The sequence below is a fragment of the Curtobacterium sp. WHRI 8282 genome (assembly GCF_040223925.2).
Classification (GTDB): Bacteria; Actinomycetota; Actinomycetes; order Actinomycetales; family Microbacteriaceae; genus Curtobacterium; species Curtobacterium flaccumfaciens.
The window spans coordinates 97,787-123,618 of the sequence record NZ_JBEHCD020000004.1; the positions used below are offsets into that span (position 1 = coordinate 97,787).

At 72.1% G+C, this 25,832-nt stretch carries 25 protein-coding genes and 1 tRNA gene; 11 read left to right on the plus strand and 15 right to left on the minus strand.

The window, feature by feature from the left end; genetic code table 11:
* Positions 1-110 precede the first annotated feature (110 nt).
* Genes ABRP24_RS14360 through ABRP24_RS14370 form a run of 3 tightly spaced genes read right to left on the minus strand, consistent with a single transcriptional unit; the run spans position 111 to position 1,932 of the window.
* Positions 111-1,037 (minus strand): hypothetical protein, encoded by a 927-nt coding sequence (locus tag ABRP24_RS14360; protein ID WP_301626170.1) that lies wholly within the window; start codon positions 1,035-1,037, stop codon positions 111-113.
* On the minus strand, positions 1,034-1,495 hold the full coding sequence (locus ABRP24_RS14365) for an ImmA/IrrE family metallo-endopeptidase (protein WP_027466515.1): 462 nt from the start codon (positions 1,493-1,495) through the stop codon (positions 1,034-1,036). Before ABRP24_RS14365 ends, ABRP24_RS14360 begins: the two co-directional genes overlap by 4 nt.
* Positions 1,492-1,932: a hypothetical protein gene (locus ABRP24_RS14370; protein WP_051596928.1), complete on the minus strand. Its 441-nt coding sequence runs from the start codon at positions 1,930-1,932 to the stop codon at positions 1,492-1,494. Before ABRP24_RS14370 ends, ABRP24_RS14365 begins: the two co-directional genes overlap by 4 nt.
* Before the next feature lie 101 nt (positions 1,933-2,033).
* Here ABRP24_RS14370 and ABRP24_RS14375 point away from each other — a divergent pair, with 101 nt between their 5' ends.
* On the plus strand, positions 2,034-2,684 hold the full coding sequence (locus ABRP24_RS14375) for a YigZ family protein (RefSeq protein WP_371836757.1): 651 nt from the start codon (positions 2,034-2,036) through the stop codon (positions 2,682-2,684).
* A 105-nt stretch (positions 2,685-2,789) separates the two neighbouring features.
* Here ABRP24_RS14375 and ABRP24_RS14380 read toward each other — a convergent pair.
* Positions 2,790-2,862 (minus strand) — tRNA-Lys (locus tag ABRP24_RS14380).
* Positions 2,863-2,957: 95 nt separating this feature from the next.
* On the opposite strand from ABRP24_RS14380, the gene bcp reads away from it, so the two are divergent.
* A complete protein-coding gene (gene bcp / locus ABRP24_RS14385) occupies positions 2,958-3,428 on the plus strand; it encodes a thioredoxin-dependent thiol peroxidase (protein ID WP_027466512.1) in 471 nt (156 codons plus the stop codon).
* 79 nt (positions 3,429-3,507) lie between these two features.
* Here the strand turns inward: bcp and ABRP24_RS14390 are convergent, their stop codons facing one another.
* On the minus strand, positions 3,508-3,939 hold the full coding sequence (locus ABRP24_RS14390; protein WP_035808873.1) for a hypothetical protein: 432 nt from the start codon (positions 3,937-3,939) through the stop codon (positions 3,508-3,510).
* A gap of 261 nt (positions 3,940-4,200) precedes the next feature.
* Between ABRP24_RS14390 and ABRP24_RS14395 the strand changes: the two genes are divergently transcribed.
* Positions 4,201-4,449, plus strand: a complete 249-nt coding sequence (locus tag ABRP24_RS14395) for a WhiB family transcriptional regulator (protein WP_017888820.1) — start codon at positions 4,201-4,203, stop codon at positions 4,447-4,449.
* 356 nt (positions 4,450-4,805) lie between these two features.
* Here ABRP24_RS14395 and ABRP24_RS14400 read toward each other — a convergent pair whose 3' ends face one another.
* Positions 4,806-6,305 (minus strand): sensor histidine kinase, encoded by a 1,500-nt coding sequence (locus ABRP24_RS14400; RefSeq protein ID WP_027466510.1) that lies wholly within the window; start codon positions 6,303-6,305, stop codon positions 4,806-4,808.
* Between the two features lie 118 nt (positions 6,306-6,423).
* On the opposite strand from ABRP24_RS14400, the gene ABRP24_RS14405 reads away from it, so the two are divergent.
* Positions 6,424-6,864 carry an Rv3235 family protein gene (locus ABRP24_RS14405; protein WP_214520440.1) on the plus strand — a complete coding sequence of 147 codons (441 nt, stop codon included), beginning with the start codon at positions 6,424-6,426 and terminating at the stop codon, positions 6,862-6,864.
* A 143-nt stretch (positions 6,865-7,007) separates the two neighbouring features.
* Here ABRP24_RS14405 and secA read toward each other — a convergent pair whose 3' ends face one another.
* The 6 genes from secA to mtrA form a co-directional block, all read right to left on the minus strand.
* The gene (secA, locus tag ABRP24_RS14410; RefSeq protein WP_111056066.1) at positions 7,008-9,788 is read right to left on the minus strand and encodes a preprotein translocase subunit SecA; all 2,781 of its coding nucleotides are present in this window, start codon (positions 9,786-9,788) and stop codon (positions 7,008-7,010) included.
* A 171-nt stretch (positions 9,789-9,959) separates the two neighbouring features.
* Positions 9,960-10,670: a ribosome hibernation-promoting factor, HPF/YfiA family gene (gene hpf, locus ABRP24_RS14415; RefSeq protein ID WP_214520441.1), complete on the minus strand. Its 711-nt coding sequence runs from the start codon at positions 10,668-10,670 to the stop codon at positions 9,960-9,962.
* Between the two features lie 158 nt (positions 10,671-10,828).
* On the minus strand, positions 10,829-11,491 hold the full coding sequence (locus ABRP24_RS14420) for a phosphoribosyltransferase family protein (protein WP_349848914.1): 663 nt from the start codon (positions 11,489-11,491) through the stop codon (positions 10,829-10,831).
* Between the two features lie 97 nt (positions 11,492-11,588).
* Positions 11,589-13,271, minus strand: a complete 1,683-nt coding sequence (locus ABRP24_RS14425; protein WP_349848916.1) for a GerMN domain-containing protein — start codon at positions 13,269-13,271, stop codon at positions 11,589-11,591.
* Entirely contained in the window at positions 13,271-14,995 is a 1,725-nt protein-coding gene (gene mtrB / locus ABRP24_RS14430) for an MtrAB system histidine kinase MtrB (protein ID WP_349848918.1), read from the minus strand. Before mtrB ends, ABRP24_RS14425 begins: the two co-directional genes overlap by 1 nt.
* A gap of 5 nt (positions 14,996-15,000) precedes the next feature.
* Complete coding sequence (gene mtrA, locus ABRP24_RS14435) at positions 15,001-15,675, minus strand: MtrAB system response regulator MtrA (RefSeq protein ID WP_017888813.1); 675 nt, start codon at positions 15,673-15,675, stop codon at positions 15,001-15,003.
* 149 nt (positions 15,676-15,824) lie between these two features.
* Between mtrA and ABRP24_RS14440 the strand changes: the two genes are divergently transcribed.
* Genes ABRP24_RS14440 through ABRP24_RS14460 form a run of 5 tightly spaced genes read left to right on the plus strand, consistent with a single transcriptional unit; the run spans position 15,825 to position 21,448 of the window.
* Complete coding sequence (locus ABRP24_RS14440; protein WP_349848920.1) at positions 15,825-17,198, plus strand: glycerophosphoryl diester phosphodiesterase membrane domain-containing protein; 1,374 nt, start codon at positions 15,825-15,827, stop codon at positions 17,196-17,198.
* A complete protein-coding gene (locus ABRP24_RS14445) occupies positions 17,195-17,836 on the plus strand; it encodes a DUF4129 domain-containing protein (protein WP_214520445.1) in 642 nt (213 codons plus the stop codon). Before ABRP24_RS14440 ends, ABRP24_RS14445 begins: the two co-directional genes overlap by 4 nt.
* Positions 17,833-19,083 carry a DUF4350 domain-containing protein gene (locus tag ABRP24_RS14450; RefSeq protein WP_214520446.1) on the plus strand — a complete coding sequence of 417 codons (1,251 nt, stop codon included), beginning with the start codon at positions 17,833-17,835 and terminating at the stop codon, positions 19,081-19,083. The genes ABRP24_RS14445 and ABRP24_RS14450 overlap by 4 nt, the downstream gene beginning before the upstream one ends.
* 5 nt (positions 19,084-19,088) lie before the next feature.
* Positions 19,089-20,096, plus strand: coding sequence for an AAA family ATPase (locus ABRP24_RS14455; RefSeq protein ID WP_371836761.1), 1,008 nt, complete (start codon positions 19,089-19,091; stop codon positions 20,094-20,096).
* The gene (locus ABRP24_RS14460) at positions 20,096-21,448 is read left to right on the plus strand and encodes a DUF58 domain-containing protein (RefSeq protein ID WP_176709005.1); all 1,353 of its coding nucleotides are present in this window, start codon (positions 20,096-20,098) and stop codon (positions 21,446-21,448) included. The genes ABRP24_RS14455 and ABRP24_RS14460 overlap by 1 nt, the downstream gene beginning before the upstream one ends.
* Positions 21,449-21,461: 13 nt before the next feature.
* On the opposite strand, the gene ABRP24_RS14465 is transcribed toward ABRP24_RS14460, so the two are convergent.
* Complete coding sequence (locus ABRP24_RS14465) at positions 21,462-22,460, minus strand: stage II sporulation protein M (RefSeq protein WP_111056074.1); 999 nt, start codon at positions 22,458-22,460, stop codon at positions 21,462-21,464.
* Positions 22,461-22,502: 42 nt separating this feature from the next.
* Between ABRP24_RS14465 and ABRP24_RS14470 the strand changes: the two genes are divergently transcribed.
* Complete coding sequence (locus ABRP24_RS14470) at positions 22,503-23,372, plus strand: RDD family protein (protein ID WP_051596923.1); 870 nt, start codon at positions 22,503-22,505, stop codon at positions 23,370-23,372.
* A gap of 154 nt (positions 23,373-23,526) precedes the next feature.
* Here ABRP24_RS14470 and ahcY read toward each other — a convergent pair whose 3' ends face one another.
* Together ahcY and ABRP24_RS14480 are read right to left on the minus strand one after the other, a co-directional pair.
* Entirely contained in the window at positions 23,527-25,005 is a 1,479-nt protein-coding gene (gene ahcY, locus ABRP24_RS14475; RefSeq protein ID WP_111056267.1) for an adenosylhomocysteinase, read from the minus strand.
* A gap of 103 nt (positions 25,006-25,108) precedes the next feature.
* Positions 25,109-25,324 (minus strand): DUF3499 family protein, encoded by a 216-nt coding sequence (locus tag ABRP24_RS14480; protein ID WP_027466499.1) that lies wholly within the window; start codon positions 25,322-25,324, stop codon positions 25,109-25,111.
* A gap of 59 nt (positions 25,325-25,383) precedes the next feature.
* On the opposite strand from ABRP24_RS14480, the gene ABRP24_RS14485 reads away from it, so the two are divergent.
* On the plus strand, positions 25,384-25,824 hold the full coding sequence (locus tag ABRP24_RS14485; RefSeq protein ID WP_071405768.1) for a metallopeptidase family protein: 441 nt from the start codon (positions 25,384-25,386) through the stop codon (positions 25,822-25,824).
* Positions 25,825-25,832 lie beyond the last annotated feature (8 nt).

A 25,832-nucleotide genomic window follows, 5' to 3' on the forward strand; every position in this document is an offset into this window, starting at 1 on the left:
GCAGGTGGTGCTCGGCCGCCCCCAACGCGGCCGAGTCCCGACCCGGCAGGCCACAGGATCTGTAGCACCTGCTACAGACTCTACACGGCCTGTCCGGCAGCGTCGAGGGACTACGCGGTCTCGAGCGCGGCCTCGGCGTCGGCGAGGGCGGCACGCTCGGCGTCGGACAGTGACGCCCGTGCGCCCCGGACGCCGTCGTTGATCTCGACGATGCGGCGGCTGAGCCGGGTCGCGGGGTCGTCGGTCGGCGGGTAGGCGTTGTCCACCCCGATCCGTTCGTGCAGCGGCGCCAGGCGGCGCAGCGCATCGTCCACGCGGCGGGCCCGGCGCCGGCGGGAGACCCGGTGGCCGACGACGAGCAGCAGCATGCCGGACGCCACGCACAGCACGGCTCCCGGCGTGGTGACGTCGTAGGGCAGCGAGAGCGCGTGCGTGACGTCGAGGTCACCGGCGACGTGGGCGACGTCCATCACGACGACCACGACCATGCGGACGACCCCGAGCACCCCACCGAGGACCAGGACCCACAGCCCCACCAGGTCGGTGGTCGTCCGGGCTTCGCGGAGCCGGAGCACGCAGATGAACCCCGTCGCGCCGAGGGCGACTCCGAGGTAGACGGTCTGCGCGATCGAGTAGACGGTGGCCGCCGGGTGGGAGCCGGCGTCGAGCATGAAGGTCGTCGTGGTCGCGGGCTTGTCGAGCACGGTGAACGCGACGACGACCACCACGACGACCACGGCGAAGGACACCCCGACCGCGTTCCGGAGCCAGGGCCGCGCAGCACCGACCGCCTTCGCCACGCCCCACAGCAGCGTGCTCGTGCCGGCCACCATGAGGCAGTCGCTGACGACGGTCACGACGTTGTACCCGCCGAGCAGCGGGTCGAGCCACCGGTACAGCGGGTCGACGTTCGTCACGATGGTGGCGGCGAAGAGCAGGAACGTGAACGCCAGCGTGCGGTCCTGCCCCCGTTGCAGGACCAGCAGCACGATCGTCCCGACGATGAGCAGCACCGCCTGGACGACGGCGATGATCACCCGAAGACCCCTCGGAAGGCGCTCGGGCGGCCGCGGTGCTGGCGGATCACCGTGGCCAGGCGGTCGGCGAAGACCTCGGCCTCGTGCTCGTAGGTGTTCGAGAACATGCCCCGGGCCAGCGCACGCTCGACCTTGTACTCGGGCAGGTCGGGGATGACGTCGCGGATGTACGCGCTCTGCGGGGCGTGCTCCTGGTGCCGGTGCAGGACGTGCCCGAGCTCGTGGCCGATGACGAACGACCGGAACGTCGGCGAGGCCGTCGGCGAGATCATCACGAGGTGCGCGTGCTCGAGCGTCGCCACGAAGCCGCACACGGGCTCGGCGGCCAGGAACGACTCCTCGCGCACCACGATCGGCTTGCCGACGACGTCAGCGGCGGCGGCGACGGCCTGGTCGACGTCCGACCACCCCTCGGCGGCACCACGAGCCCAGAACGCCTCGACGAGGGCGTCGGTCATGCGACACTCCCCCGCTGCGATTCCTCCTCGAGCACCTCGGCGATGCGCCGCAGCGCGTCGGGTGAGAGTTCACCGGGGAACGTCCGGGCCGCGAAGCCGCTCACGCGGGCGGAGCGCAGGGACCGGACGAGGGCGAGCTGGGCACCGATCCGTTCCGGTACCTCGCTGTCCTCGAGCAGGAAGCGCTCGTCGACCTCGAAGTACCCGGCCAGCAGGCGCAGGAGCTCGGTGTCGCGGTTGCGGCGACCGTCGCCGGAGAGCATGTAGGTCCACTTCGCCCGCGACAGCGACCCACCGTGGGCCGCGACGTACTCCTCGATCGAGGAGAACGGCACCGGGGCGCCACGCTGGGACTCCTCGAAGTCGAGGAGCAGGTTGAGGCGGCGCGCGAGCTCGGCGGCGTCGAGCGCCCCGCCCTTCAGATCACCCGTGTCCATGTCGGACTCCTCCCCAGCCGTGTCCGCGCGAGGTGTGGGTCCGGCGCGTGGACGCCATGCTAGCGCGGGCGCCCGGCACGCGCGCCGCTAGCCTCGTGGGCATGCCCCGCCGCTTCCCCGCCACCGTCGCGGCACCGGTCGAGCACGAGATCGTGATCACGAAGTCGCGCTTCATCACCACCGTCGCGCCGGTCTCCGGCGTCGAGGACGCCGACCGCGTGATCGCCGAGGTCCGCCGGCGGTACTGGGACGCCCGGCACAACTGCACGGCGATGGTCACCGGCGTGCTCGGGGACCAGGCCCGTTCCTCGGACGACGGGGAACCCTCCGGCACCGCGGGCGTCCCGATGCTCGAGGTCCTGCGACGCCGCGGCCTGACCGACGTCGTCGCGGTCGTCACGCGGTACTTCGGCGGGGTGAAGCTCGGCGCCGGCGGACTGGTCCGGGCCTACTCGACCTCGGTGTCCGAGGCGCTCGACACGGCGGTCCTCGTCCGCCGTGAGGCCCTGACGCAGGTGCGCTTCGACGTCGACCACGCCGACGCCGGGCGGCTCGACAACGTGCTGCGCGACTGGGTCCGACACCACCACGCGACGCTCGGCCCGACCGAGTACGGGCAGGCGGCGACCTTCGAGGTGTGGGTCCCCCACGAGGCGCTCGGCGCCCTGACGGCCGACCTCGCCGCCGCGTCGGCCGGTTCGCTCGAACCCGTCATCGGCGAGGAGCGGATCGTCGACGTCCCCACCGACTGAATCCGCGGTTCCTGCACACCTCGGGCGTGTCTCCGCTTCTGCGCGGAAACCTGCCCGGAACGCACGAACGCCCCGACTCGATGAGCCGGGGCGTTCGTCCTGCGGTGCACCCCCTCGGACTTGAACCGAGAACCCACTGATTAAGAGTCAGTTGCTCTGCCAATTGAGCTAGAGGTGCATGTTCCGGCTTCCGTGCCGCAACGGGAATCAACAATAGCATGGGTTTCGCGCGCCCACGACCACTCGTGGGCGCACGACGCGAACAGGAGCACCATGACCGACCGTCTCGTCCCCGGCGACACCGCCCCCGACTTCACGCTGCCCGACCAGGACGGTGTGGAGCACTCCCTCGCTGCCCTTCGTGGCAAGAAGGTCATCGTGTACTTCTACCCGGCGGCGTCCACCCCGGGCTGCACCACCGAGGCCTGCGACTTCCGCGACAACATGTCGTCGCTGCAGGCCGCCGGCTACGAGGTCCTCGGCGTCTCGAAGGACGAGCAGGCGAAGCTCAAGACGTTCCAGCACGAGCAGGCGCTGACCTTCCCGCTGCTGAGCGACCCCGACCTCGCCGTGCACAAGGCCTACGCGGCCTGGGGCGAGAAGAACAACTACGGCAAGATCGTCACCGGCACGATCCGGTCCACGATCGTGGTCGACGAGGACGGCACCGTGCAGCTGCCGCTCTACAACGTCAAGGCGACCGGTCACGTGGCGAGCCTGCGGAAGAAGCTCGGCCTGGTCTGAGGACCGGCCACGCACCGGAGGCCCGGTGCCGGTTCTCGGAACCGGCACCGGGCCTCCGGTGTGTGGCGGACCAGACCGTCTACTCGGCCGGACGCGCGAGCGCGGCCGTCACCGACCGCGACAGCACCAGCGTGATGCCGAGCAGGGCCGGGACGAGCAGCAGCCAGCCGACCGCGGCGACCCGGAAGACGCCCTGGAACGCCCCGATCGCGATGGCGCCCTGCAGCACCTGCCAGACGATGATGCCGGAACGCACCCAGGCCCGGCCCTGCCACAGGCCGTTCAGCAGCGCACCGAGCCAGAGCGCGGCGATGGCGACGAGGACCGTGAGGGCGATGCCGGAGGCGATGCTCGTGGCCGGGGCGACGAGCAGTTCGACCACCAGGACGACCGTCACCACCACCAGCGCGAGGAACTCGAGGCCGACCACGGCGAGCAACCCCAGCATCGCCGGCGACCGGCGCGCGACGGGTGCGGAGGGATCGGTGTCGTTCGGGGTGTCGTCGTGCACAGTGATCCTCCAGCATCGGAACCCTTGATTTGGCCCTACCAGTATGGAACGATATTGGAGGTCGTTTGGACGGCACGATGTGGTGTGCGTCTCCCGTGGTTCATCGCTCCTCCCCCGAGCGTCTCGCGGGCGTCAGACACGCTTCCTGCGGACTCCTCCCCACAGTTGTCCCCTCCATGCCGCATGCATGGTCAGCGTTCCGATCCCCCGAACCACGGCCCCGGCCTGCCGTTCGAGCATCGACATCAAGGAGCACCACACATGGACTGGCGTGACAAGGCTGCCTGCCTCACCGCAGACCCCGAGCTCTTCTTCCCCGTCGGGAACACCGGGCCCGCCGTCGACCAGATCGAGAAGGCCAAGTCGGTCTGTGCGCGATGCACGGTCACCGAGATGTGCCTGCAGTACGCACTCGAGAACAACCAGGACTCGGGTGTCTGGGGTGGTCTCAGCGAGGACGAGCGTCGTGCGCTGAAGCGCCGCGCCGCCCGCGCTCGCCGCGCGTCCTGACCCCGGTCGTCTGACACCACGACGCCCGTCGTCCCCTCGGGGGCGGCGGGCGTCGTCGTGCGCGCGGGGCGGGCGCGGCGCAGCGCGGCTGCGCACAACCAGAATGCGTCCGCGCCACGTGATCGGCTTGTGCGGATGCATTTTGGTTGTGCGGACGTTCGCGCAACCGCCTGGAGGCCCGCTGCCGGTCCGCCGTGCAGCCGCCGCGCCTCCAGGCGGTCGCGTCGCGAGCTGCGACGGAGTCCGCAGGGCTGGCCGTCGGCGGACACGACCAAAGCGAACCCGCGCCACACGAGCGCAGGGCGCGGATGCACTTCGGTTGCGCGGACGACGAGCGCGCCAACCGCCGGGCGGCGTCAGGCGGGTGCGGTCAACCAGCGGAACGGGATGGTGATCGTCACCTCGGTGCCGCTGCCCGTCAGGGTGTGCCAGTCGATGGTGCCGCCGAGCTCGCCCTGGATGAGCGTGCGGACGATCTGCGTGCCGAGGCCCGAACCGACCTTGCCCTCGGGGAGCCCCACGCCGTTGTCGCGGACCTCGATCTCCAGGTGGTCGTCGAAGCGGCGCGCGACGATCTCGACCTCGCCGTCACGGCCGTCCAGCCCGTGCTCGACGGCGTTCGTCACGAGCTCGGTGAGGCCGAGGGCGAGGGGCGTCGCAGCCTCGGACGGCAGCACCCCGAACTCGCCGGTCTTCTTCGGGTGCACGGTCGTGTTGTGCGACGCGGCGACCTCGGTGACGAGCTTGAGCACCGAGTCGAACACCTCGTCGAAGTCCACCGTCTGGCTGAGGCCGCTCGACAGGGTGTCGTGCACGACGGCGATGGCGGCGACGCGGCGCATGGCGTTCTGCAGCGAGGTCCGCGCTTCGTCCGAGTGCGTACGACGCGCCTGGATCCGCAGCAGGGACGCCACCGTCTGCAGGTTGTTCTTCACGCGGTGGTGGATCTCGCGGATCGTGGCGTCCTTGGTGATGAGCTCGCGCTCCTGGTGCCGCAGTTCGGACACGTCGCGGCAGAGCACGATGGCACCGATGCGCTCACCGTGGTCGCGGAGCGGGATCGAGCGGAGCGACACCGTGACGCCCTTCGACTCGATGTCCGCCCGCCACGGTGCACGGCCGGTGACGACGAGCGGCAGGGACTCGTCGACGTCGAGCTGGGCGCCGATGAGCTCGGTGGTGACCTCGGCGAGGGACTTCCGCTCGAGTTCCCCCTCGAAGCCCATGCGGTTGAACGCGCTCAGGCCGTTCGGGCTCGCGAACGTGACGATGCCGGCGGTGTCGAGGCGCAGGAGGCCGTCGCTGGCACGGGGCGCACCACGACGTGGGCCCGCCGGCGCACCGAGATCGGGGAAGTCACCGGTGGCGATCATGCCGAACAGGTCGTTCGCGCTCGCGGTGAAGTTGAGCTCCTGGCGGCTCGGGGTCCGCATCTCGTCCTGGTTGGAGTGACGGGTGACGACGGCGATCGGCCGCTCGGTGGTCTCGGCGCTCTTCGCGCTCAGGCGGCGGAGCACCGGGATCGCGCGGACGCGGGTCGGGGTGTCCTCGTACCAGTCCGGTTCGGCGGAGTCGACGACCCGTGACCCGGCGAAGCTCTCGGTAACCTGGCCGCGCCACTCCTCGCGGATCTCCTGGCCGACGATGTCGCGGTAGAACAGCGTCGCCGCAGAGCTCGGCCGGGCGTGTGCGACGGCCACGAACGAGCCGTCCTCGGCCGTCGGCACCCAGAGCACCATGTCGGCGAACGACAGGTCGGCGAGGAGCTGCCAGTCCCCCACGAGCAGGTGGAGCCACTCCACGTCTGCTTCCGAGGAACGGCCTTGCGCGAGGACGAGGTCACTGAGGGTCGACACCCAGCCAGTCTAGGTCCGCCGCCTTGTGGAGAACGTCGTCCTCTCCACAGGGTAGACCGGTTCGTATTTCGTATGTCGCACGCCCCATACGCTCGCTCCAACGACGGAAGGGGCAGGGGTGGCAGAGCAGGCACGCCGCATCGATCACGAGACGACGACGGCGCACCCGCCGCCGTTGCGGATCGTCGAACCGCCGCCGGAGCCCGCCACGGCGACCGGTCCCCCGGACCCGGCGACGACGGCACGAGCGCTCGGGCTCTGCGTCGCCGAGGTGCTCACCGGCGCGCGAGAGGTCGACAGCATCGCCCGGTGGATCAGCGACGACGTGCAGCGGCACCTGCAGCAGCGGGCCGCGGTGGCAGCGCACGCGCGGGGCTCCGGTCGGCGGGCACGCGGGCGCCCGGTGCTCCGGGTCGGCAGCGTCCTGGTGTGCCGCCCCGCGGCGGGCGTCGCCGAGGCGACGGTGGTCGTGCACACGCGCAGTCACGCGCGAGCGGTCGCCATGCGACTCGAAGAGCGACACGGTCGCTGGCAGGCGACCGCGATCGGGGTCCTGTAGCCGGGTGGCGGACGGACGGGAGGCCCGTGGCGGCGCCGCCACGGGCCTCCCGTCCGTCGGCGGTCACGCTTGGTGAGCACGAATGGTCGGGTCCCGACGTGGGACCCGACCATTCCTGCTCACGATGCGCTCGCGCGCGGACGCTAGTTCTTCTTGGCCGCCTGGCGACGCTCGGCGCGGTTGCTCGCCGCGGCCTGACCGGAGGCCGTGGCCGCGTTGCCGAACGCGGAGCCCTGCTCCGGCTCGGCGGCCGCTTCGGCCTCGGCCTGGGCGCGCTGCGCGCGAGCGGTCGCGGCCTGCTCGAGGCGACCCTTCTCGTCGCGGACCTCGACCTCGCCGTCGATCGACGGAGCCGAGTACTCGAGGCCGGAGACCTCGTCCTCGCCGAGACCCTTGGCCTCGATCACCGCGTTCTCGCCGTCGGACTGCACCTGGACCTCGAGGTTGAACAGGTAGCCGACGGACTCTTCGCGGATCTGCCCCATCATCGTCTGGAACAGGGCGTAGCCCTCGCGCTGGTACTCGACCAGCGGGTCGCGCTGCGCCATCGCGCGGAGGCCGATGCCGTCCTTGAGGTAGTCCATCTCGTACAGGTGGTCGCGCCAGCGGCGGTCGATCACCGAGAGCACCACGCGACGCTCGAGCTCACGCATCGCCTCGTCGCCGAGGAGCTCCTCACGCTGCTGGTAGGCCAGCTTGGCGTCCGAGAGGATCTCGCGGGCGAGGAAGTCACGCGACGCCTTGCCCTTCGAGCCGGCCTCGGTGATGACCTCGTCGATGGAGATCGAGATCGGGTACAGCGTGCCGAGCTCGGTCCACATGGCGTCGAGGTCCCAGTCGTCCGGGGAGCCTTCGCCGGTGTGGCTGTCGATCACGTCGTCGATGACGGCCTTGAGGAACGACTGCGCACGGTCGTGCAGGTCGTCGCCCTCGAGGATGTGGCGGCGGTCGCTGTAGATCGCCTCGCGCTGGCGGTTCAGGACGTCGTCGTACTTCAGGACGTTCTTGCGGATCTCGGCGTTGCGGCCCTCGACCTGCGCCTGGGCGGACCGGATCGCACGGCCGACGAGCTTGTTCTCGATCGCCAGGTCATCCGGCACGTTCGAGCGGCCCATCAGGCTCTCGGCGGCACCGGAGTTGAACAGGCGCATCAGGTCGTCGGTCAGCGACAGGTAGAAGCGGCTCTCGCCCGGGTCACCCTGACGGCCGGAACGACCACGCAGCTGGTTGTCGATGCGGCGCGACTCGTGGCGCTCGGTACCGAGCACGTACAGGCCGCCGACGGCGCGGACCTTGTCGCCCTCTTCCTCGACCTCGGCCTTGACGCGCGCGAACACGTCGTCCCACTCGGCCTCGTACTCGTCCGGGGTCTCGGTCGGCGACAGGCCCTTGACGTGCATCTCCTGCACGGCGAGGAACTCCGCGTTGCCACCGAGCATGATGTCGGTACCACGACCGGCCATGTTCGTCGCGACGGTCACGGCGCCGAAGCGACCGGCCTGGGCGACGATCGCGGCTTCACGTGCGTGGTTCTTCGCGTTGAGGACCTCGTGCTTGACGCCCTGCTTGGCGAGGAGCTTCGACAGGTACTCGGACTTCTCGACGCTCGTGGTGCCGACGAGGACGGGCTGGCCCTTCTCGTGGCGCTCCGCGATGTCCTCGGCGACCTGCTCGAACTTCGCCTTCTCGTTCTTGTAGACGAGGTCCGTCTGGTCGATGCGCTGCATCGGCTTGTTCGTCGGGATGGGGACGACGCCGAGCTTGTAGGTCGACATGAACTCGGCCGCCTCGGTCTCGGCGGTACCGGTCATGCCGGAGAGCTTCTGGTAGAGGCGGAAGTAGTTCTGCAGCGTGACGGTGGCGAGGGTCTGGTTCTCGGCCTTGACCTCGACGCCTTCCTTCGCCTCGATCGCCTGGTGGATGCCCTCGTTGTAGCGGCGGCCCATCAGGATGCGGCCGGTGTGCTCGTCGACGATGAGCACCTCGCCGTTCATCACGACGTAGTCCTTGTCCTTCTTGAACAGGGCGACGGCCTTGATGGAGTTGTTCAGGAACGAGATGAGCGGGGTGTTCGCCGACTCGTACAGGTTCTCGATGCCGAGGTAGTCCTCGACCTTCTCGATGCCGGGCTCGAGGACACCGACGGTGCGCTTCTTCTCGTCGACCTCGTAGTCCTCGCCCGGGGTGAGGCGCTTGGCGATCGAGGCGAACTCGGTGAACCAGCGGTTGGCCTCGCCCGAGGACGGACCGGAGATGATGAGCGGCGTGCGGGCCTCGTCGATGAGGATCGAGTCGACCTCGTCCACCACGGCGAAGAAGTGGCCGCGCTGCACCATGTCCGAGGCCTGCCACGCCATGTTGTCGCGCAGGTAGTCGAAGCCGAACTCGTTGTTCGTGCCGTACGTGATGTCGGCGGCGTACTGCTCGCGGCGCTCGGCCGGGCTCTGGTTCGCGATGATGCAGCCGGTGGTCATGCCGAGCGCGCGGAAGACGCGGCCCATGATCTCGGACTGGTACGACGCCAGGTAGTCGTTGACCGTGATGACGTGCACGCCGCGCGACGGGATCGCGTTGAGGTACGCGGCGGTCGTCGCGACGAGGGTCTTGCCCTCACCGGTCTTCATCTCGGCGATGTTGCCGAGGTGCAGTGCCGCGCCACCCATGAGCTGCACGTCGAAGTGCCGCATGCCGAGGGTCCGCTTCGCGGCTTCACGCACGGCGGCGAACGCCTCGGGCAGGAGGTCGTCGAGGGTCTCGCCGTTGGCGTACCGCTCGCGCAGCTCCTTGGTCTCGTCGTGGAGTTCCTCGTCGGTGAGGCTCGAGAAGTCGTCCTCGAGGTCGTTGATGGCCGAGGCGTACGCCTTCAGCCGACGGAGGGTTCGTCCTTCGCCGATGCGGAGGACCTTCTCCAGCACGTTTGCCACGTGAACTCCTTACGAGGTCGTCGCGCGCGACCTGCACGCCCGATCGACCAGTCATGCTAGCAACCCGCGAACGCACGGCGCTGTGAGCGGCGCGGCTGCCCGCGGACACGGGTGTGCGCGGCCCGCGAACGGACCGCGCACACGGTGCGGGACCGGTGGTCCCGAGTGGGATCAGGCGATCGCGGCTGCGCGCTCCGCGTCGGCGTCGACCGCGGCCGGCGCCTGGCCGGCCGGCACCTCGTCGATGCCGATCACGCCGTAGTCCCAGCCCTTGCGTCGGTACACGACACTCGGACGGCGGGTCTCGGCGTCGAGGAACAGGTAGAAGTCGTGCCCGACGAGCTCCATGTAGTACAGGGCGTCGTCGACCGTCATCGGGGCGGCCTCGAAGACCTTGTGCCGGATGACGACCGGGCTGTAGACCTCGTTCTCGTCCTCGGCGGTCTCCTGGTCGACGACCGGGACGGCACCGGTCGCGACGTCCTCGATGAGCTTGCCGTCGGCCGGGACGACACCCATGCCGTCGAAGCCGCTGCCGGCGGCCTCGGCGACCGAGGTGGGGCGGTGCCGGCCGTGGTGCACCTTGCGGCGGTCACGCGCCCGACGGAGGCGTTCCATGATCCGCGCGAAGGCGAGGTCGAAGGCGGCGTACTTGTCCGACGCCGCGGACTCGGCCCGTACGAGCGGCCCCGGTCCGATCAGCGTGAGCTCCACGCGGTCCTCGCCCTGGCTGCCGCTCGACTTCTCGTGGTGGCGGCTGATGCGCACCTCGAAGGCGAGGGCGCGGTCGGCGAGCACGTCGATCTTCTCGGACTTCTGTTCGACGTAGGTGCGGAAACGGTCGGTGACCCCGACGTTCCGGCCCGTGATCGTCACGTCCATGTGGCGGCTCCCATCCAGTGTCGGCGCGTCGCCTCCGTCCGGCGACCCGAACGCCTTGTCGCGAGGCTAGACCCGGCGCACCCTCGGCGTCACGGGGAGGCGGCGAGTCCGTCGGACACTCACCGGACACACAGCGGCCACCGGGTGTTCACCGAGCGTCAGTCGTCGACGCTCGCCACGGCGACACAGCGCACCACCCGCCCGCCCGCAGCGCGCACGGCACGGACGCCCTCGGCCATCGTCACTCCCGTGGTGACGACGTCGTCGACGAGCACGACGTCGCGGCCGTCGACGCAGGACGCGCGCAGGGTCCCGACGGTCGCGGCGACGCGTTCCACCGCCGACCGCTCCTTCTGCCCCGGTCCGGATCGCCCGCGTCCGGCCGGGGTGCGGACGAGGCGCCCCGTGTGCCGGACACCACCACGGGCGAGCAGCAGCACCACCGGGTCGAACCCACGCCGTCGGGCACCCGCGCGGGACGGCGGCACCCGGAGCACCACGGTGCCGTCCGGGGCCGCGGCGAGCGCCGCGCGGACGAGGGCACCGAAGCGGACGCCGAGCGGTCGGGCGACGTCGACCCGGCCCCGGAGCTTGAGTTCGAGCACCAGGGTGCGGACCAGCCCCTCGTACTCGAAGGCGGCGTCGAGCCGGACGCCGGCGACCAGCCGGACCCGCCGGGGCCGTGCGTCGAGCGCCGCGCGGCACGGTGGGCAGAGCGCGCGGTCCGGGCGGCCGCAGCCCAGGCAGGCGACGGGCAGGAAGAGCCCGAGCACGGCGAGCAGGGCATCGCACCAGGGGGTGGGGGCGTCATCAGGGGACATGCCCACGACTGTGGTGGTGACCGGACGACGGCGGTGGGCCGGTGCGCCGGACGGTGGACGGGCCTCCAGGCCGGGTGGGGTGTGGAGGACCGTCGTGTCAGCGCTGGACGCCGAGCACGTCGGCGGTGACGCCCGTCGTGTCCCAGCCGCCCCCGGTGGACTGCAGGACGTTGCCGCTCGACATCCGGAGCAGCAGCGCGCCACCGCTGCCGCCGCTGATCGCGGTGGCGCGCCCGTCGGGCTTCGGCAGGGTGCTCGACTTGCCGCCGATGGTGGTGCGGACGATGTTCGGACCGGTGGGGGTCTGCCCGACCGAGGCGACGTCGGTGTCGCTCACCCACGCGGCATCGACCGCGGTGCCGCTGGCGGCCTGCACCCGGACCGGGGCGCCGAACGAGGTCGGTGACCGGTCGGAACCGCGGATGATCGCCATCACGTACAGGCCGGGGCCGTCCGAGGTCTGGATGAGCGCGAGCGCCCTGGTCGAGTCGCGGGACACCTGGAACGACACGAGGTCGCCGCGCGGCAGGGTGGTGCGCACCTGGTGGGGGTCGCCGCCGAGGCCGTACGCGGTGATGTGACGGGTGTCGGACTGCTGCCCCGCCCAGACGAAGCCGAGGTCGTCGACGGCGGGGGCGATGAGGTCGTCGCGGGCATCGACGCGCAGGCGGTCCTTGCCGCGCACGACGACGACGCCGTCCCGGTTGCCGACGGCGGCCGTGGTGCCGGACGCCGACAGGGCGATCGAGGTCGGGTCGAGGCCGGCGATCGCGGCCCCGACGCCGCTGCCGAGCTCGGAGACCTTGCCGGTGCCCGAGGCGGCGTAGCCGACGACGCCGTCCTCGTCGACCAGGGGTCGGGGGTCGACGTCGGGGTTCTGCTGGGCGTCCGCTCCCCCGGAGTCCGGCACCGACAGCGTCGCGCCCTCGATCGTCATCGAGACCGACGAGATGGTGGCGACCGAGGCGAGGGACTTGCTGAGCTGTTCCCGCATCCGGACCTTGTCGACGGTGCTCGCGCGCAGGGCGTCGCTCGACAGGTCGACCAGGGCGGTGCCGCTGTCGATCGTCACCGCGTTGAGCGACAGCTGGGTGCCCTCCGGGAACGACGAGACGACGGCGCCCTTCAGCCAGTCGGCGGGCCCCGCGAGCAGGGCGCTGGCGATGCGGGTGCTCGTGGAGGACCGGGCGAGGAACCAGCGCTGGTCGGGCACGAGGAAGCGGTAGGTCGGGTCGTAGAAGTACAGCGCGTGCGGCTGGAACACCGACTCGAAGCTGACCGGCGACAGGATGATGCCGTCCGGGGCGTAGGCGATGCGCCACTCGCCGTCCTCGCGGACGAACTGGAACGTCAGCGTCGACGAGGTCGGGCGGACGGACTGGGTGTACTCCCCCTCGGAGTCGACCGTGGCACTGGCCGTCATCGTGTAGGTGAGCTCGCTGTCGTCGGCGCGCTCGACGGTGCCGCTGCCGTCGCGGATCGTGACGCCCTGCCGCGGGTTCCACCGCTGGGCGAAGTCGGCGGCCAGGAACTGCCGGGCGATCGCGTAGTTGTCCTGGGCACCGGTGGCTGCGGCGATGAACCCGCGGAGGATCGCCGTCTGGTCGGACCCGGTGATCGGTTTGTCCGGCCGGAAGTCGACGCCCGAGAGCGACTCGTCCTTGATCGTCTGCCCGGTGCGCACGGCACCGTCGGTCGGGATGGCCGCGCAGGCGGTGACCGCGAACAGGCTGACCGCGGCGAGCGCGACGGCGAGGACGTGGCGGATCCGGTGGCGCATCAGGACTCCTCTCGCACGGCGCGGGGGCCGTCGTACGACTCGTCGAGCTCGGGCAGCGGGATGGCCGAGGTGGCGGTGGTGCCCTGCTCGTTGCGGGGCAGGGTGAGCACGAAGGTCGATCCCTCGCCCGGTCGGGACCACACGTCGATGCGCCCGCCGTGGAGCTTCGCGTCGCCGAGGCTGATCGCGAGGCCGAGCCCGGTGCCGCCGATGGTGCGCTTCCGGCTCGGGTCGGCCCGCCAGAAGCGGTCGAACACCCGTGCGGCGTCCTCCGGCGGCATGCCGACGCCCTGGTCGCGGACGGCGATGGCGACGGTGCGTGCGTCGCTGTCGACGACGACCTGCACGGGCTTCGCGTCGCCGTGCTCGATGGCGTTGCCGACGAGGTTGCGCAGGATGCGGCGGACGCGCTTGGCGTCGAGCCGCATCGTGGTGTGGCCGCCGGGGGTCGCCAGCTGCAGCTCGACGCCGGCGCGTTCGGCGAGCGGACGGAACTCGTCGACGATGTCCGCGGCGAGGGACGCCGGGACGACGGGTGCGGTGTCGAGCTGCACCGCCTTGGCGTCGTACCGCGAGATCTCGAGCAGGTCGGCGAGGAGCATCTCGAAGCGCTCCACCTGGGCGTGCAGGAGTTCGGCGGACCGGCCGACCGACGGTTCGAACGCGTGCCGGGAGTCGTAGAGCATGTCGCCGGCGAGCCGGATCGTGGTGAGCGGGGTGCGGAGCTCGTGCGACACGTCGGACACGAACCGCTGCTGCACGCGGGAGAGCTCGGCGAGCTGGGTGATCTGGCGGCTGACCGCCTCGGCCATCCCGTTGAAGCTCCGCGCCAGGGTCGCCAGGTCGTCCTGCCCGCGCACCGGGATGCGTTCGTCGAGGCGCCCCGCGGCGATCTTCCGGCTCGTCTCGGCGGCACCGCGGATCGGCACGACGACGAGCCGGACCACGAGCGACGTGACCAGGGCGATGAGCACCATGAGCGCCACACCGCCGATCGAGAGCGTCTGGGAGACGAAGTCCAGGGTCTGCTGCGCGTCGGAGAGGTCGTAGACCAGGTACAGCTCGTACTGGCCGGCGCTCGGGATCTGCAGCGTGGACCCGACGGCGAGGCCCGGCACCCGGCGCCCGTCGTCCTCGAGTTCGACGGGCTGCAGGCTCAGCCGCCCGGTGTTCTGCGCGACCTCCTTGCGCAGGGCATCGGTGATCACGGCGTCCGGGAAGCCCTGGCTGGCGATGGTCTGCAGCGTCTGCGCGGTGGACTGGTCCGGGCTCCGCTCGATCGCGATGCTCGTGCCGCCCGGACTCGTCGTGTTCGACAAGATCGCCTGCCGGGCCTCGTTCTGCAGCGTCTCGAGCTCGGACTGGTTGTTGTCCTCGCCCGCGGTCGCCGCGTCGAAGATCCCCTGGGCGACGATGGTGGCCCGTGCCGACTCGGACTCGATCTGGTCGCGGCGCTGCGAGTAGACGTTCGTCGAGATGCTCACCATGACCGCGGTGCCGATGATCCCCACCGCGAGCCCCGTCGTCATCACGGTGATGGCGACCGAGCGGAACATGAGCGAGCGCCGCCACAGGTACGCGATCGGACGCCAGGCGCGTCGGAGCCAGCGCCGCATCCGGCGGCGGCTGCGGTCGACGACGCCGATCGAGACGGTGGCCCCGCCGGCCCCGCCGGCGCGGCCCGAGCGGCGTGCCGAGCCCGACGGGCGCGTCGAGGGTGGCACGGTGCTCAGGCTCCTCCGGCGCGGTACCCGACGCCGCGGACCGTGGTGACGGTCTTCGGGTTGTCCGGGTCGTGCTCGATCTTCGCGCGGAGCCGCTGCACGTGCACGTTCACCAGGCGGGTGTCCGCCTTGTAGTGGTAGCCCCAGACCTGCTCGAGCAGCATCTCGCGGGTGAACACCTGGTTCGGCTTCTCGGCGAGCGCCCGGAGCAGGTCGAACTCGAGCGGCGTGAGCGCGATCACGGTGTCGCCGCGGCGCACCTCGTGCCCGGCGACGTCGACCGTGACGTCGCCGACGTGCAGCACGGTGGCGTCGGACGCGCTCGGCCGCAGGCGGGTCCGGATGCGGGCGACGAGCTCCTTCGGGTTGAAGGGCTTCACGACGTAGTCGTCGGCACCGTTCTCGAGCCCGAGGACGACGTCGGCGGTGTCGCTCTTCGCGGTGAGCATGATGATCGGCGTGCCGCTCTCGGCACGGATGCGCTTGCACACCTCGATGCCGTCGATGCCGGGCAGCATGACGTCGAGCAGGACGAGGTCCGGCTTGGTGGCGTGGAACGCGTCGACGGCGTCGTTGCCGTCGGCGCTGAACTCGGGTTCGTACCCCTCGGAGCGGAGCACGATGCCGATCATCTCGGAGAGGGCCTGGTCGTCGTCGACGACGAGGATGCGCGGTGTCATGTGATCTGGACTCCGGGTGGCGTGCGGGTGCCGTGGTCGGCACGTGTCCCCACACGATAGCCGAGGCCCCGCCGAGCCGGGTTTTCCGCCAGGATGGAGGTGGACCGTGCATCGCTGGCTCGGTCCGACACGACGAGGGGGCTGGAGTCATGTCCGATTGGCACACACCGGGCGGTGGGCAGCAGGGTGCGCCGACGCCGCCGGCGTCCGGACCCGGACCCCTGTCTGGAGGCCCGCCCCGCTTCTCCGTGCCGCCGCAGCCCGCCCCGGGGCCGGGTCCGGGGCGACCGGGCGGCCCGTCCGGCGGCTCGCGTCCGGTGATCCCCCTGCGCCCGCTCGGCCTCGGTGACGTCCTGGCCGGCGCGTTCACGGTCTTCCGCCGGAACGCCCGCGTGCTGCTGCTCTGGAGCGTGCTGCTGAGCGGTGTGCTCGGCCTGCTCTCGACGCTGGCCAGCACCTTCGGGCAGCAGGCGCTGCAGTCGCGGATGTTCTCGGCCCTCGACGGCGGCAGCGGTGCCGACTCGGTGGTCGCGGGCACGCTGACGCTCACGGCGCTGCTCTCGGTCGTGCTGCCGTTCCTCGCCTACCTCGGTCGCGGGTTCCTGGTGGCGCCGGTCGCCGCGGACACCGGGCAGCGGGTGCTCGGCCGTCGAGCCACGTTCCGGGGGCTGTGGGCGCTGCTCGCCGGCCGCCGGTGGTCCGTCGTCGCGTGGATGCTCGTGCAGATCGGGGCCGGCGTGGTCCTCGCGATCCTGGCCGGGCTCGTGTTCTTCGGGGTGTTCGCGGCCATGGGTGCCGCCGACTCCGGCACCGGGTGGTTCGTGCTGGCGCTCGTGCTGTTCGTGCTCGGGATCGGTGTCGTCGTCGTGTGGCTCGCCACGCGCTTCGTGCTCACCGTCCCGACCATCGCGCTCGAGGGCCGGCCGGTCTTCGCCGCTGCCGCCCAGTCGTGGCGCCTGACCCGCGGAGCCTTCTGGCGGACCTTCGGCATCCTGCTGCTCGTGCAGCTCATGTTCGGGTTCGCCGCATCCATCGCGTCGATCCCGCTCACCATCGGCGCCGTGCTCATCGGGGGCACCTTCGACCCCCTCGGGCAGACGGGCGGCACGTCGGGTGCCGGTACCGGTGCGGTCATCGCCATCGTCGTCGGGAGCCTGCTCGCGATCGCGGTGCAGTGCGTCACCGACGTGCTGAGCGCGTCGATCACCACGTTCCTCGCCATCGACCGGCGGATCCGCACCGAGGCGCTCGACCAGCGGATCGCGTCGCACCTCGACTCGGGGCAGCCGACCGACCCGTTCGCGCCGTCCGAGCCCGTCGCACGCCCGCCGTGGCCGCCGCAGCAGCAGTGGGGTGGCCAGCAGTGGCCGGGGCAGCAGTGGCAGGGGCAGCAGCAGCCGTGGCAGCCCGCGCAGCAGCAGCCCTGGCAGCCCGGTCAGCAGCAGCAGCCCTGGCAGCCCGGTCAGCAGCAGCAGCCGTGGCAGCCGGGTCCGGGCCAGGCCCCACCGAACGGCTCCGCGTGACGGCGGTCGACCCGGACGAGGCGCGGCGCCTGCTCGAGCGTGAACTCGAGCGGTCCGCCTACGACGGTGCCCGGCCGACGTGGTGGGACCGTGCCTCGCGCTCCTTCCTCGACTGGCTCGGGTCGCTCCGCGCCGACGGCATCGACTCCCCCGCTGCGGCCCGCACGGCGCTGGTGATCGCGATCGTGGTCCTCGTCGCGGTCGTCGTGCTCGTCGTCGTCGCCCGCGGACTCCCCCGCCGGCGCGCCCGGGCCGGTGACGGTGACACCGGCGGGGTGTTCGACGCCGACGACCTGCGCTCCGCCCGGGAACTCCTCGAAGCGGCACAGGCCGCGGTCCGTCGCGCCGACTGGTCAGCAGCGGTGCTCGACGGGTTCCGCGCGATCGCCAGGGGCCTCGGCGAGCGCGATCTGGTGCCCGACGTGCCCGGAGCCACCGCGCGGACGATCGCCGCACGGGGCGCCGTGCCGTTCCCCGCGTCGGCCGGTGCACTCGACGCGGCAGCGACCGCGTTCGACGCGGTCCGGTACCTCGGCGGTGAGGCCGACGAGGCCGCGGCCCTCCGCGTGCTCGACACCGAGCGCTCCGTCCGGCAGGCCCGCCCCGCCCGCGCCGAGGGACCGGCGGTACCGGCATGACGACCGACACCGCCACGCGGACGAGCACCGGGCCGACTCCGGCTCCGGCTCCGGCTCCGACCGAGGGACGCCGGTTCCGCGTCGGGTTCTGGGTCGCCATCGTCCTGGTCGGCGTCCTGCTCGCCGCCCTGACCGCCCTCGTGCAGGGCACCGACCCGGACGCACCGCGCGCGCTCGACCCGACCTCGACGACGGCGAGTGGTTCGGCCGCCCTGGTCAGGGTGCTCGAGCAGCGGGGCACCGCGGTCTCCGTCACCGACACCGTCGACGGCGTCGGTGGGATCGACGGCGGCACGGTGTTCATCGACGACGCCGACGGGGCGCTCGACCCCGACGTCGCAGAACGGATCGCCCGCACGGCGCGGCACGTCGTGGTCGTCGGCACGAGCGGCGCCGGGCTCGAGGCACTGCTCGGGTTCCCGGTCGACCCGGCCGTCCAGGTCGACGGGGACGCCACCGTCTCGACGGCCTCGTGCGGGATCCCGGCGGCGGCCTCGGCTGCCCGGGTCACCACCGCCGGCTCCGGGTACACCGTGGACGACGACGACGCCGCCGAACGGTGCGCGCCGACGGGCGACGGCGGCTCGCGCGTTTGGGGCCTCGTGCGCACCGCGACGCCGGGCGGCGACGTCACCCTGCTCGGCACGACCTCGGCGTTCCGGAACGACACGATCGCCACCGCCGGGAACGCCGCGCTCGCCCTCGGGCTGCTCGGCGCCGACGAGCGACTCGTCTGGTACACCCCGGCGGTCGGCACCCCCGACGCCGCCCCGACCCTCGGCGAGCTCGCCCCGCCGTGGGTCCCGAGTGCCCTCGCACTGCTCGCCCTCGTCGCCGTCGCAGCCGGTGTCTGGCGGGGCCGACGGCTCGGCCCGCTCGTCGTCGAGCGGTTGCCCGTCGTCGTCCGTGCTGCCGAGACCACCGAGGGGCGTGCCCGGATGTACGCCCGCACCCGTGACCGCACCCACGCCCTCGACACCCTGCGCATCGCGGCCGTCCGCCGCATCGGCCGGATGCTCGGACTCCCCCGTTCGGCCCACGTCGACGAGGTCGTCCGGGCCGCGGCCCAGGCCACCGGCATCCCGCACACCCGTGTCGGTGCCGTGCTCGTCGGCGGGACCACCGCCGACGACCGTGCACTCGTCGACGGCACCGCGGCGCTCAACGACCTCGAACGCGCCGTGCGCCGGGCGACCTCCGGCGACCGACCCACCTCTGACCCCGACCGACCAGGAGCACGACCGTGACCGACCTGCCCCCTGCCACCACCGAGCACACCGCGCCGGAGCACGACCCCACGACCGCGGCCGTCTCCGACCTGCGCGACGCGTTCGGCCGGGTCCGCACCGAGGTCGCGAAGGCCGTCGTCGGCCAGGAGGGCGCGGTGTCCGGCATGATCGTCGGACTCCTCGCGCAGGGGCACGTGCTGCTCGAGGGCGTCCCCGGTGTCGCGAAGACCCTGCTCGTCCGCAGCCTCGCCGCCGCGATGACGCTCGACACGAAGCGCATCCAGTTCACGCCGGACCTGATGCCCGGCGACGTCACCGGGTCGCTCGTCTACGACGCCTCGACCGGCACATTCCCATTCCGCGAGGGCCCCGTCTTCACGAACGTCCTGCTCGCCGACGAGGTCAACCGCACGCCGCCGAAGACCCAGTCGGCGCTGCTCGAGGCGATGGAGGAACGCCAGGTGAGCGTCGACGGTGACGCCCGTGCGTTGCCGGACCCCTTCTTCGTCGCCGCGACGATGAACCCGATCGAGTTCGAGGGCACGTACACGCTGCCCGAGGCGCAGCTCGACCGGTTCCTGATGAAGCTGACCCTCGACATCCCGCCGCGCGACGTCGAGTGGCAGGTGCTCCGTCGCCACGCCGACGGCTTCGTGCCGCGCGACGTCCGGTCGGCCGGCATCACCCCGGTGGTCGGCGTCGACGAGGTGGTCCGTGCGCAGCGTGCCGTCCGCGCCGTCGGTGCCCGCGACGACGTGCTCGCCTACATCGTCGACCTCGCCCGGGCCACCCGGCAGGCACCGTCCGTCCGTGTCGGTGTCAGCCCCCGCGGTGCGACGGCACTGCTCGCGGCCGCCAAGGCCTGGGCCTGGCTCACCGGCTACGACGCGATCACCCCGGACCACGTGCAGGCCATGACCCTGCCGGTCTGGCGGCACCGCCTGCGGGTCGCCGCCGACGCCGAGCTCGAGGGCGTCGGCGCCGACGGCGTGCTCCAGCAGGTGCTCGAGCAGGTGCGGGTGCCGATCTAGTGGCGGTCTCCGGCCGGTTCGTCGCGCTCCTCGCCGTCGCCCTCGTGCCCACCGTGCTGCTCGGCAGCGGGTGGGCCGGTCTGGCGTGGGTCGGGGTGGTGCTCCTCGCCGCGGCCCTCGACGTCGTGCTCGCCGCCGACCTGCGACGGGTCCGGGTGGAGCGGCGGATGCCCCGGCTCGCCCGACGCGACAGCACCGCGGACGGCACCCTCGTGCTCGCCAACGACGGCTCCCGGACGGTCCGCGGTGTGGTCCGCGACATGTGGGAGCCGTCGGCCGGCCACCGTCCCCGTCGGATCCGGATGACGGTCCCCGCCGGGGAACGACGGACGGCCCGGATGCGCTTCACACCGTTCCGTCGTGGTCGACGCCGCACCACCGGGGTCGCCGTGCGGTCCTTCGGTCCCCTGGGCCTCGCCGCACGGCAGCGGGTCGTCGCGGCACCGGGCGAACTCGTCGTGACGCCGCCGTTCCGCTCCCGGCGGCACCTGCCGTCACGGTTGGCACGGCTCCGCGAGCTCGACGGCGAGACCACGCTGCAGCTCCGCGGGCACGGCACCGAGTTCGACTCGCTGCGCGACTACGTGCGCGGCGACGACGTGCGGTCGATCGACTGGCGCGCCACCGCGCGGCGGCAGGACCTCGTCGTCCGCACCTGGCGGCCGGAACGCGACCGGCGCGTCGTCGTCGTGGTCGACGCGGGCCGGGCGGGTGCCGGCCGGGTCGCCGACGAACCCCGACTCGACACGTTCATCGAGTCGGCGCTGCTCCTCGGCGCCCTCGCGGCAGCCGCCGGTGACCGCGTCGACCTGGTGGTGCTCGACGACACGGCACACGACCGGGTGCACGGCGCCACCCGCACCGACGTCGTGCAGCGCTTCGGCGAGGCACTCGCGATGGCCGAACCCGGGCTCGCTGCGACCGACTGGGCATCCGTGCCCGCGCTCGTCGACTCGATCACGACCTCGCGCGCCCTGGTCGTGCTCGCCTCGAGCCTCGACTCCGTCGGCGCCTCGGGCGACCTGCTCGCCGTGCTCCCCCGGCTGTCCCGACGGCATGCGGTCGTCGTGACGAGCATCGAGGACCCGGCCGTCCAGCAGATGGCACGCGGCGGGGTGGACCCGACCACGGCGATCCGGACCGCGCGGGGCGGACGGGTGCCGGGCCTCCCGACCGGCGCGGAGCGCGACGTCTACCGACGCGCCGCCGCCGAACGCAGCCTGCTCGACGCGGACGGCGCGGCCGACGTCGCACGGCGCTCCGGCGCCGAGGTCGTGCGCGGCGCACCGGCGGACGTCCCGCCGCTCGTCGCGGACGCGTACATCCGGGCGAAGGCCACCGGCCGGCTCTGAACCGGGACGGACGCTAGCCGGCCACCAGGGCGGTGGAGCCGCGCTCGAACTCCTCGAGGTCGCCGCGCTCCCCCGCTCGGTACGCGCGGCCGCCGAGCACCCACTGGTAGGCGAGCACCGCGACCAGGGCGAGGGTACCGATGCCGATCTTGATCGGCCACGGCCAGTCCTGCCGCGTCACCACGCCCTCGACGATGCCGGACAGCAGCAGGGTCAGGGTCAGGCCGATCGCGATGGTGATGAGCGCACGGCCGTCCTCGGCGAGGGCCTGGGCGCGGGTGCGTCCGGACCCCGGCGCCACCCACGACCAGAAGATCATCAGCCCCGCGCCGCCGGCGAGGAACACCGAGTAGAGCTCGAGCTGCCCGTGCGGGGAGATGTAGAGGAAGAAGTCGGCCAGGCGCCCCTGGGAGTGCATGATCGCCGCGGAGACCCCGAGGCTGACGGCGTTCTGCATGATCGAGAACGGCACGAAGACGCCGGTGATGCCGAACGCCACCATCGTCGCGGCGATGTAGGCGTTGTTCGTCCAGACCTGCGCGGTGAAGGCCCCGAGGCCACGGTCGGAGTAGTAGTCGACGAAGTCCTGCGTTGCGTACCGGCGCAGGGCCTCGTCGCTGCCGAACGTCGCCGTCGCACCGGGGGTGGTGGTGATCCAGACGGCGACGATCGCCGCGATCGCCACCGTCGCGAGCGCGACCCAGATGGTCACCCAGCGGATCCGGTAGAGCGCCGCGGGCAGCTGCCGCGTGAAGAACAGGGCGACGGCGGTCAGCGGGTCGACGGGGGTCCCCGTGAACCGCAGGCGGGCGCGGAACAGCGTCAGCGAGAGCCGGTCGCCGGCCACGGTGCGCGGTGCGGCGCCCCGGATGCGGGCGAGGTCGGTCGCGGCCTCCTGGTAGCCGGCGACGAGCCGGTCGACGTCCGCACCGGACCGGTGCCGGGCACGCGCCAGACGGTCGAGCTCCTGCCACCGGTCACGGTGCACCTCGGTGTAGGCATCCAGGTCCACGTGTTCCCCCTCAGGTCGCGCGATCTCCGACAGAATGATCCCATGCCGAAGCCCCGCACGCCGCGTGACCTCGCCGACGCCCGGTTCTCGCGCGACCTCGACGAGACCGCCGACGAGCTGGTGGTGGGCGAGGGCGTCGCGCTCGACGTCCAACCCGCCGGACTCGTGCTGCGGCTCGCGGCCGCGCTGCTGGACGGCCTGTGCGTCCTCGTCCTGTTCGTGCTCGCGCTGTTCGGTGTCTCGCGGCTCTGGCCCAGCGGCATCGACCCGGCCTGGGGTGCAGCGCTCGGCATCGTGCTGCTCGTCGTCGTGCTGGTGCTGGTCCCCGCGGCGGTCGAGACCGTGACGAAGGGACGGAGCGTCGGACGGTTCGCCACCGGCACCCGGGTGGTCCGGCTCGACGGCGGCGCGATCGGGTTCCGGCACGCCTTCACCCGGGCGCTCGTCGGCCTGTTCGAGCTCTGGATGACGTTCGGCTCGGTCGCCCTGCTCGTCGCGCTGTTCGGCAGTCGGCCCCGGCGCCTCGGCGACCTGCTCGCGGGCACGATCGTGCAGCACGAGCGCCTGCCGAAGCAGCGGGACCCCGAGGTGCTGCTGCCACCGGAGCTGACGGCGTGGGCCGTCGTCGCGGACGTCTCGGCGCTGCCGCAGCGGTTGGAGAACCGCCTGGGGGCGTTCTTCCGCGGGGCTGCTCTGATGCGCCCCGAACTGCGCGAGGCCGCGGCGCAGACCCTGGCGGCCGAGGTGTCAGCGTTCGCGCACCCCGTGCCGCCCGTCCCGCCCGAGGTCTTCCTGGCCGGGGTCGTCGTGCTGCGGCGCCGACGGGACGTCCGGGCGCTGGGTGCCCGCGCCGAACTGCTCACCGCCGCGGGTGCGACGGCGGCGGCGCCCCCGCCCGGCTTCCCGCGCTGACGCGCGGCGCGACGGGCTGCGCGCTGCGCCGCTGCGCGCTGCGCGCTGCGCCGCTGCGCGCAGCGCCGGAAGAGTTCGCACAACCAAAGTCACCCGGCACCACACAATCGCGCGGTTCCGGGTGACTTTGGTTGTGCGGGCCGCCCCGCGGCGCTCAGTAGCGGTAGTGGTCCGGCTTGAAGGGACCCTCGACGGGGACACCGATGTACGCCGCCTGCTCCGGACGCAGCGACGTCAGCTGCACCCCGAGGGCGTCGAGGTGCAGGCGCGCGACCTTCTCGTCCAGGTGCTTCGGCAGCACGTACACGCCCGTCGGGTACTCCTCGCGCCGGGTGTGCAGCTCGATCTGCGCGAGCACCTGGTTCGTGAACGAGTTGCTCATCACGAACGACGGGTGCCCGGTCGCGTTGCCGAGATTCATGAGCCGGCCCTCGGACAGCACCAGGATCGACCGCCCGGTCGGCAGCCGCCACTCGTGCACCTGCGGCTTGATCTCGACCTTCGAGACGCCGGGCAGCGCCTCGAGCCCGGCCATGTCGATCTCGTTGTCGAAGTGCCCCACGTTCGCCACGATCGCCAGGTGCTTCAGCCCGAGCATCTCGTCGACCCCGACGACGCCCAGGTTGCCGGTGCACGTGATGACCATGTCGACGGTGTCGACGACGTCCGCCAGGCGCGCGACCTGGTAGCCGTCCATCGCCGCCTGCAGCGCGCAGATCGGGTCGACCTCGCTGACGATGACACGGGCACCCTGTCCGCGGAGCGCCTCGGCCGCACCCTTGCCGACGTCGCCGTAGCCGACGACGAAGGCGACTTTGCCGCCGATGAGCACGTCGGTGGCGCGGTTCAAGCCGTCGGGCAGCGAGTGCCGGATGCCGTACTTGTTGTCGAACTTCGACTTCGTGACGGAGTCGTTGACGTTGATCGCCGGGAACTTCAGCTCGCCGTTCCGGAACAGCTCGTACAGACGGTGCACGCCCGTGGTGGTCTCCTCGGTGACGCCCTGGATGTCGGCCGCGATGCGGGTCCAGCGGTCCGACGATGTCTCGAGCGACCGCGCGACGGTGTCGAGCACGATCTTCCACTCGGTGCTCGCGTCCGGCTCGGCGACCGGAGCGGCGCCGGCCGCCTCGGCGTCGGCACCGGTGTGCACGAGCATCGTGGCGTCGCCGCCGTCGTCCAGGATCAGGTTCGGCCCGGTCCAGTCCGCGCCGGCCGCGGTGGCCTCGTCGCTCCAGTCGAAGATGCGGCTGGTGCACCACCAGTACTCCTCGAGCGTCTCGCCCTTCCACGCGAACACCGGGACACCGGCGGGGGCGTCCGGGGTACCGGTGGGTCCGACGGCGACGGCGGCGGCGGCCTCGTCCTGGGTGGAGAAGATGTTGCAGCTGGCCCAGCGCACCTGCGCGCCGAGGGCGACGAGCGTCTCGATGAGCACCGCGGTCTGCACCGTCATGTGCAGGGACCCGGCGATGCGCGCGCCGGCGAGCGGCTGCGACGCCGCGAACTCGTCACGCAGGGACATCAGGCCCGGCATCTCGTTCTCGGCGAGGCGGATCTGGTGCCGGCCCGCCTCGGCGAGGGACAGGTCGGCGACGCGGAACGCAGCAGCGGTGCGGGTTTCGGTGGGCATGCCCACAGTCTTCCATGCCGGGAGGCGCGGATCACCAGCCGATCCCGGTCACGTCCCACGGGCCTCCCGTCCGACCACCGCGGCACGTCGCGGACGCGAGCCGTCAGTCGGCGTCGCGCGGCAGCGGCTCGCGCCGCACCACCTGCCAGCCCCGCGGGACGCGCAGGGTGGCCGCGTGGCGGGCGCAGAGGTCGTAGCCGTGCGGTTCGACCCGGGTCGACAGCGGGCCGACGACCACCATGGAGTCGCCGTAGTCGTACGTCAGGGTCGACGAAGCGCTGTTGGCACACGCCACCTTGCTGCAGATCCGCACGTCCATCTCGTCAGGGAGCCTAGCGGAGCGTCCGGCGCGCACCGGTCCCCGCGTACGATGTGGGGATGCGTCGGAAGCCTCGCCTCGTCACCCCGGTCGACCGCGGTCGGGGGCGCTCCCGGCACGGCCGTGGCGGGCGTTCGAGCGTCACCGGACCGGAGCTCGCCCCGATCATCACCCGCGCCGAGGCGTTCGACCGGATCGTCGGTGACAGCGCGCACTACCTGCTCGGTCTCTGGCCCGAGGAGCTCTCCGGCGTGGTGTTCCAGGTGGCGGACATGCCGAGCGACACGACGCTGCCGGACGAGATGCCGCGCTGGCGCATCGACCGCGACACCCGCCGCGTGACCGTCTTCCGGATCCCCGTCGAACGGGTGAACCGGAGCCCCGAGAAGGACGACTCGGACCGCCGCATCATCATCGAGACCGCGGTGTTCCGCGCCGTCGGCGAGCTGATCGGCAAGGACCCCTGGGACCTGGCACCGGACCGCTACCGCCACTGGTGAGCCACGGC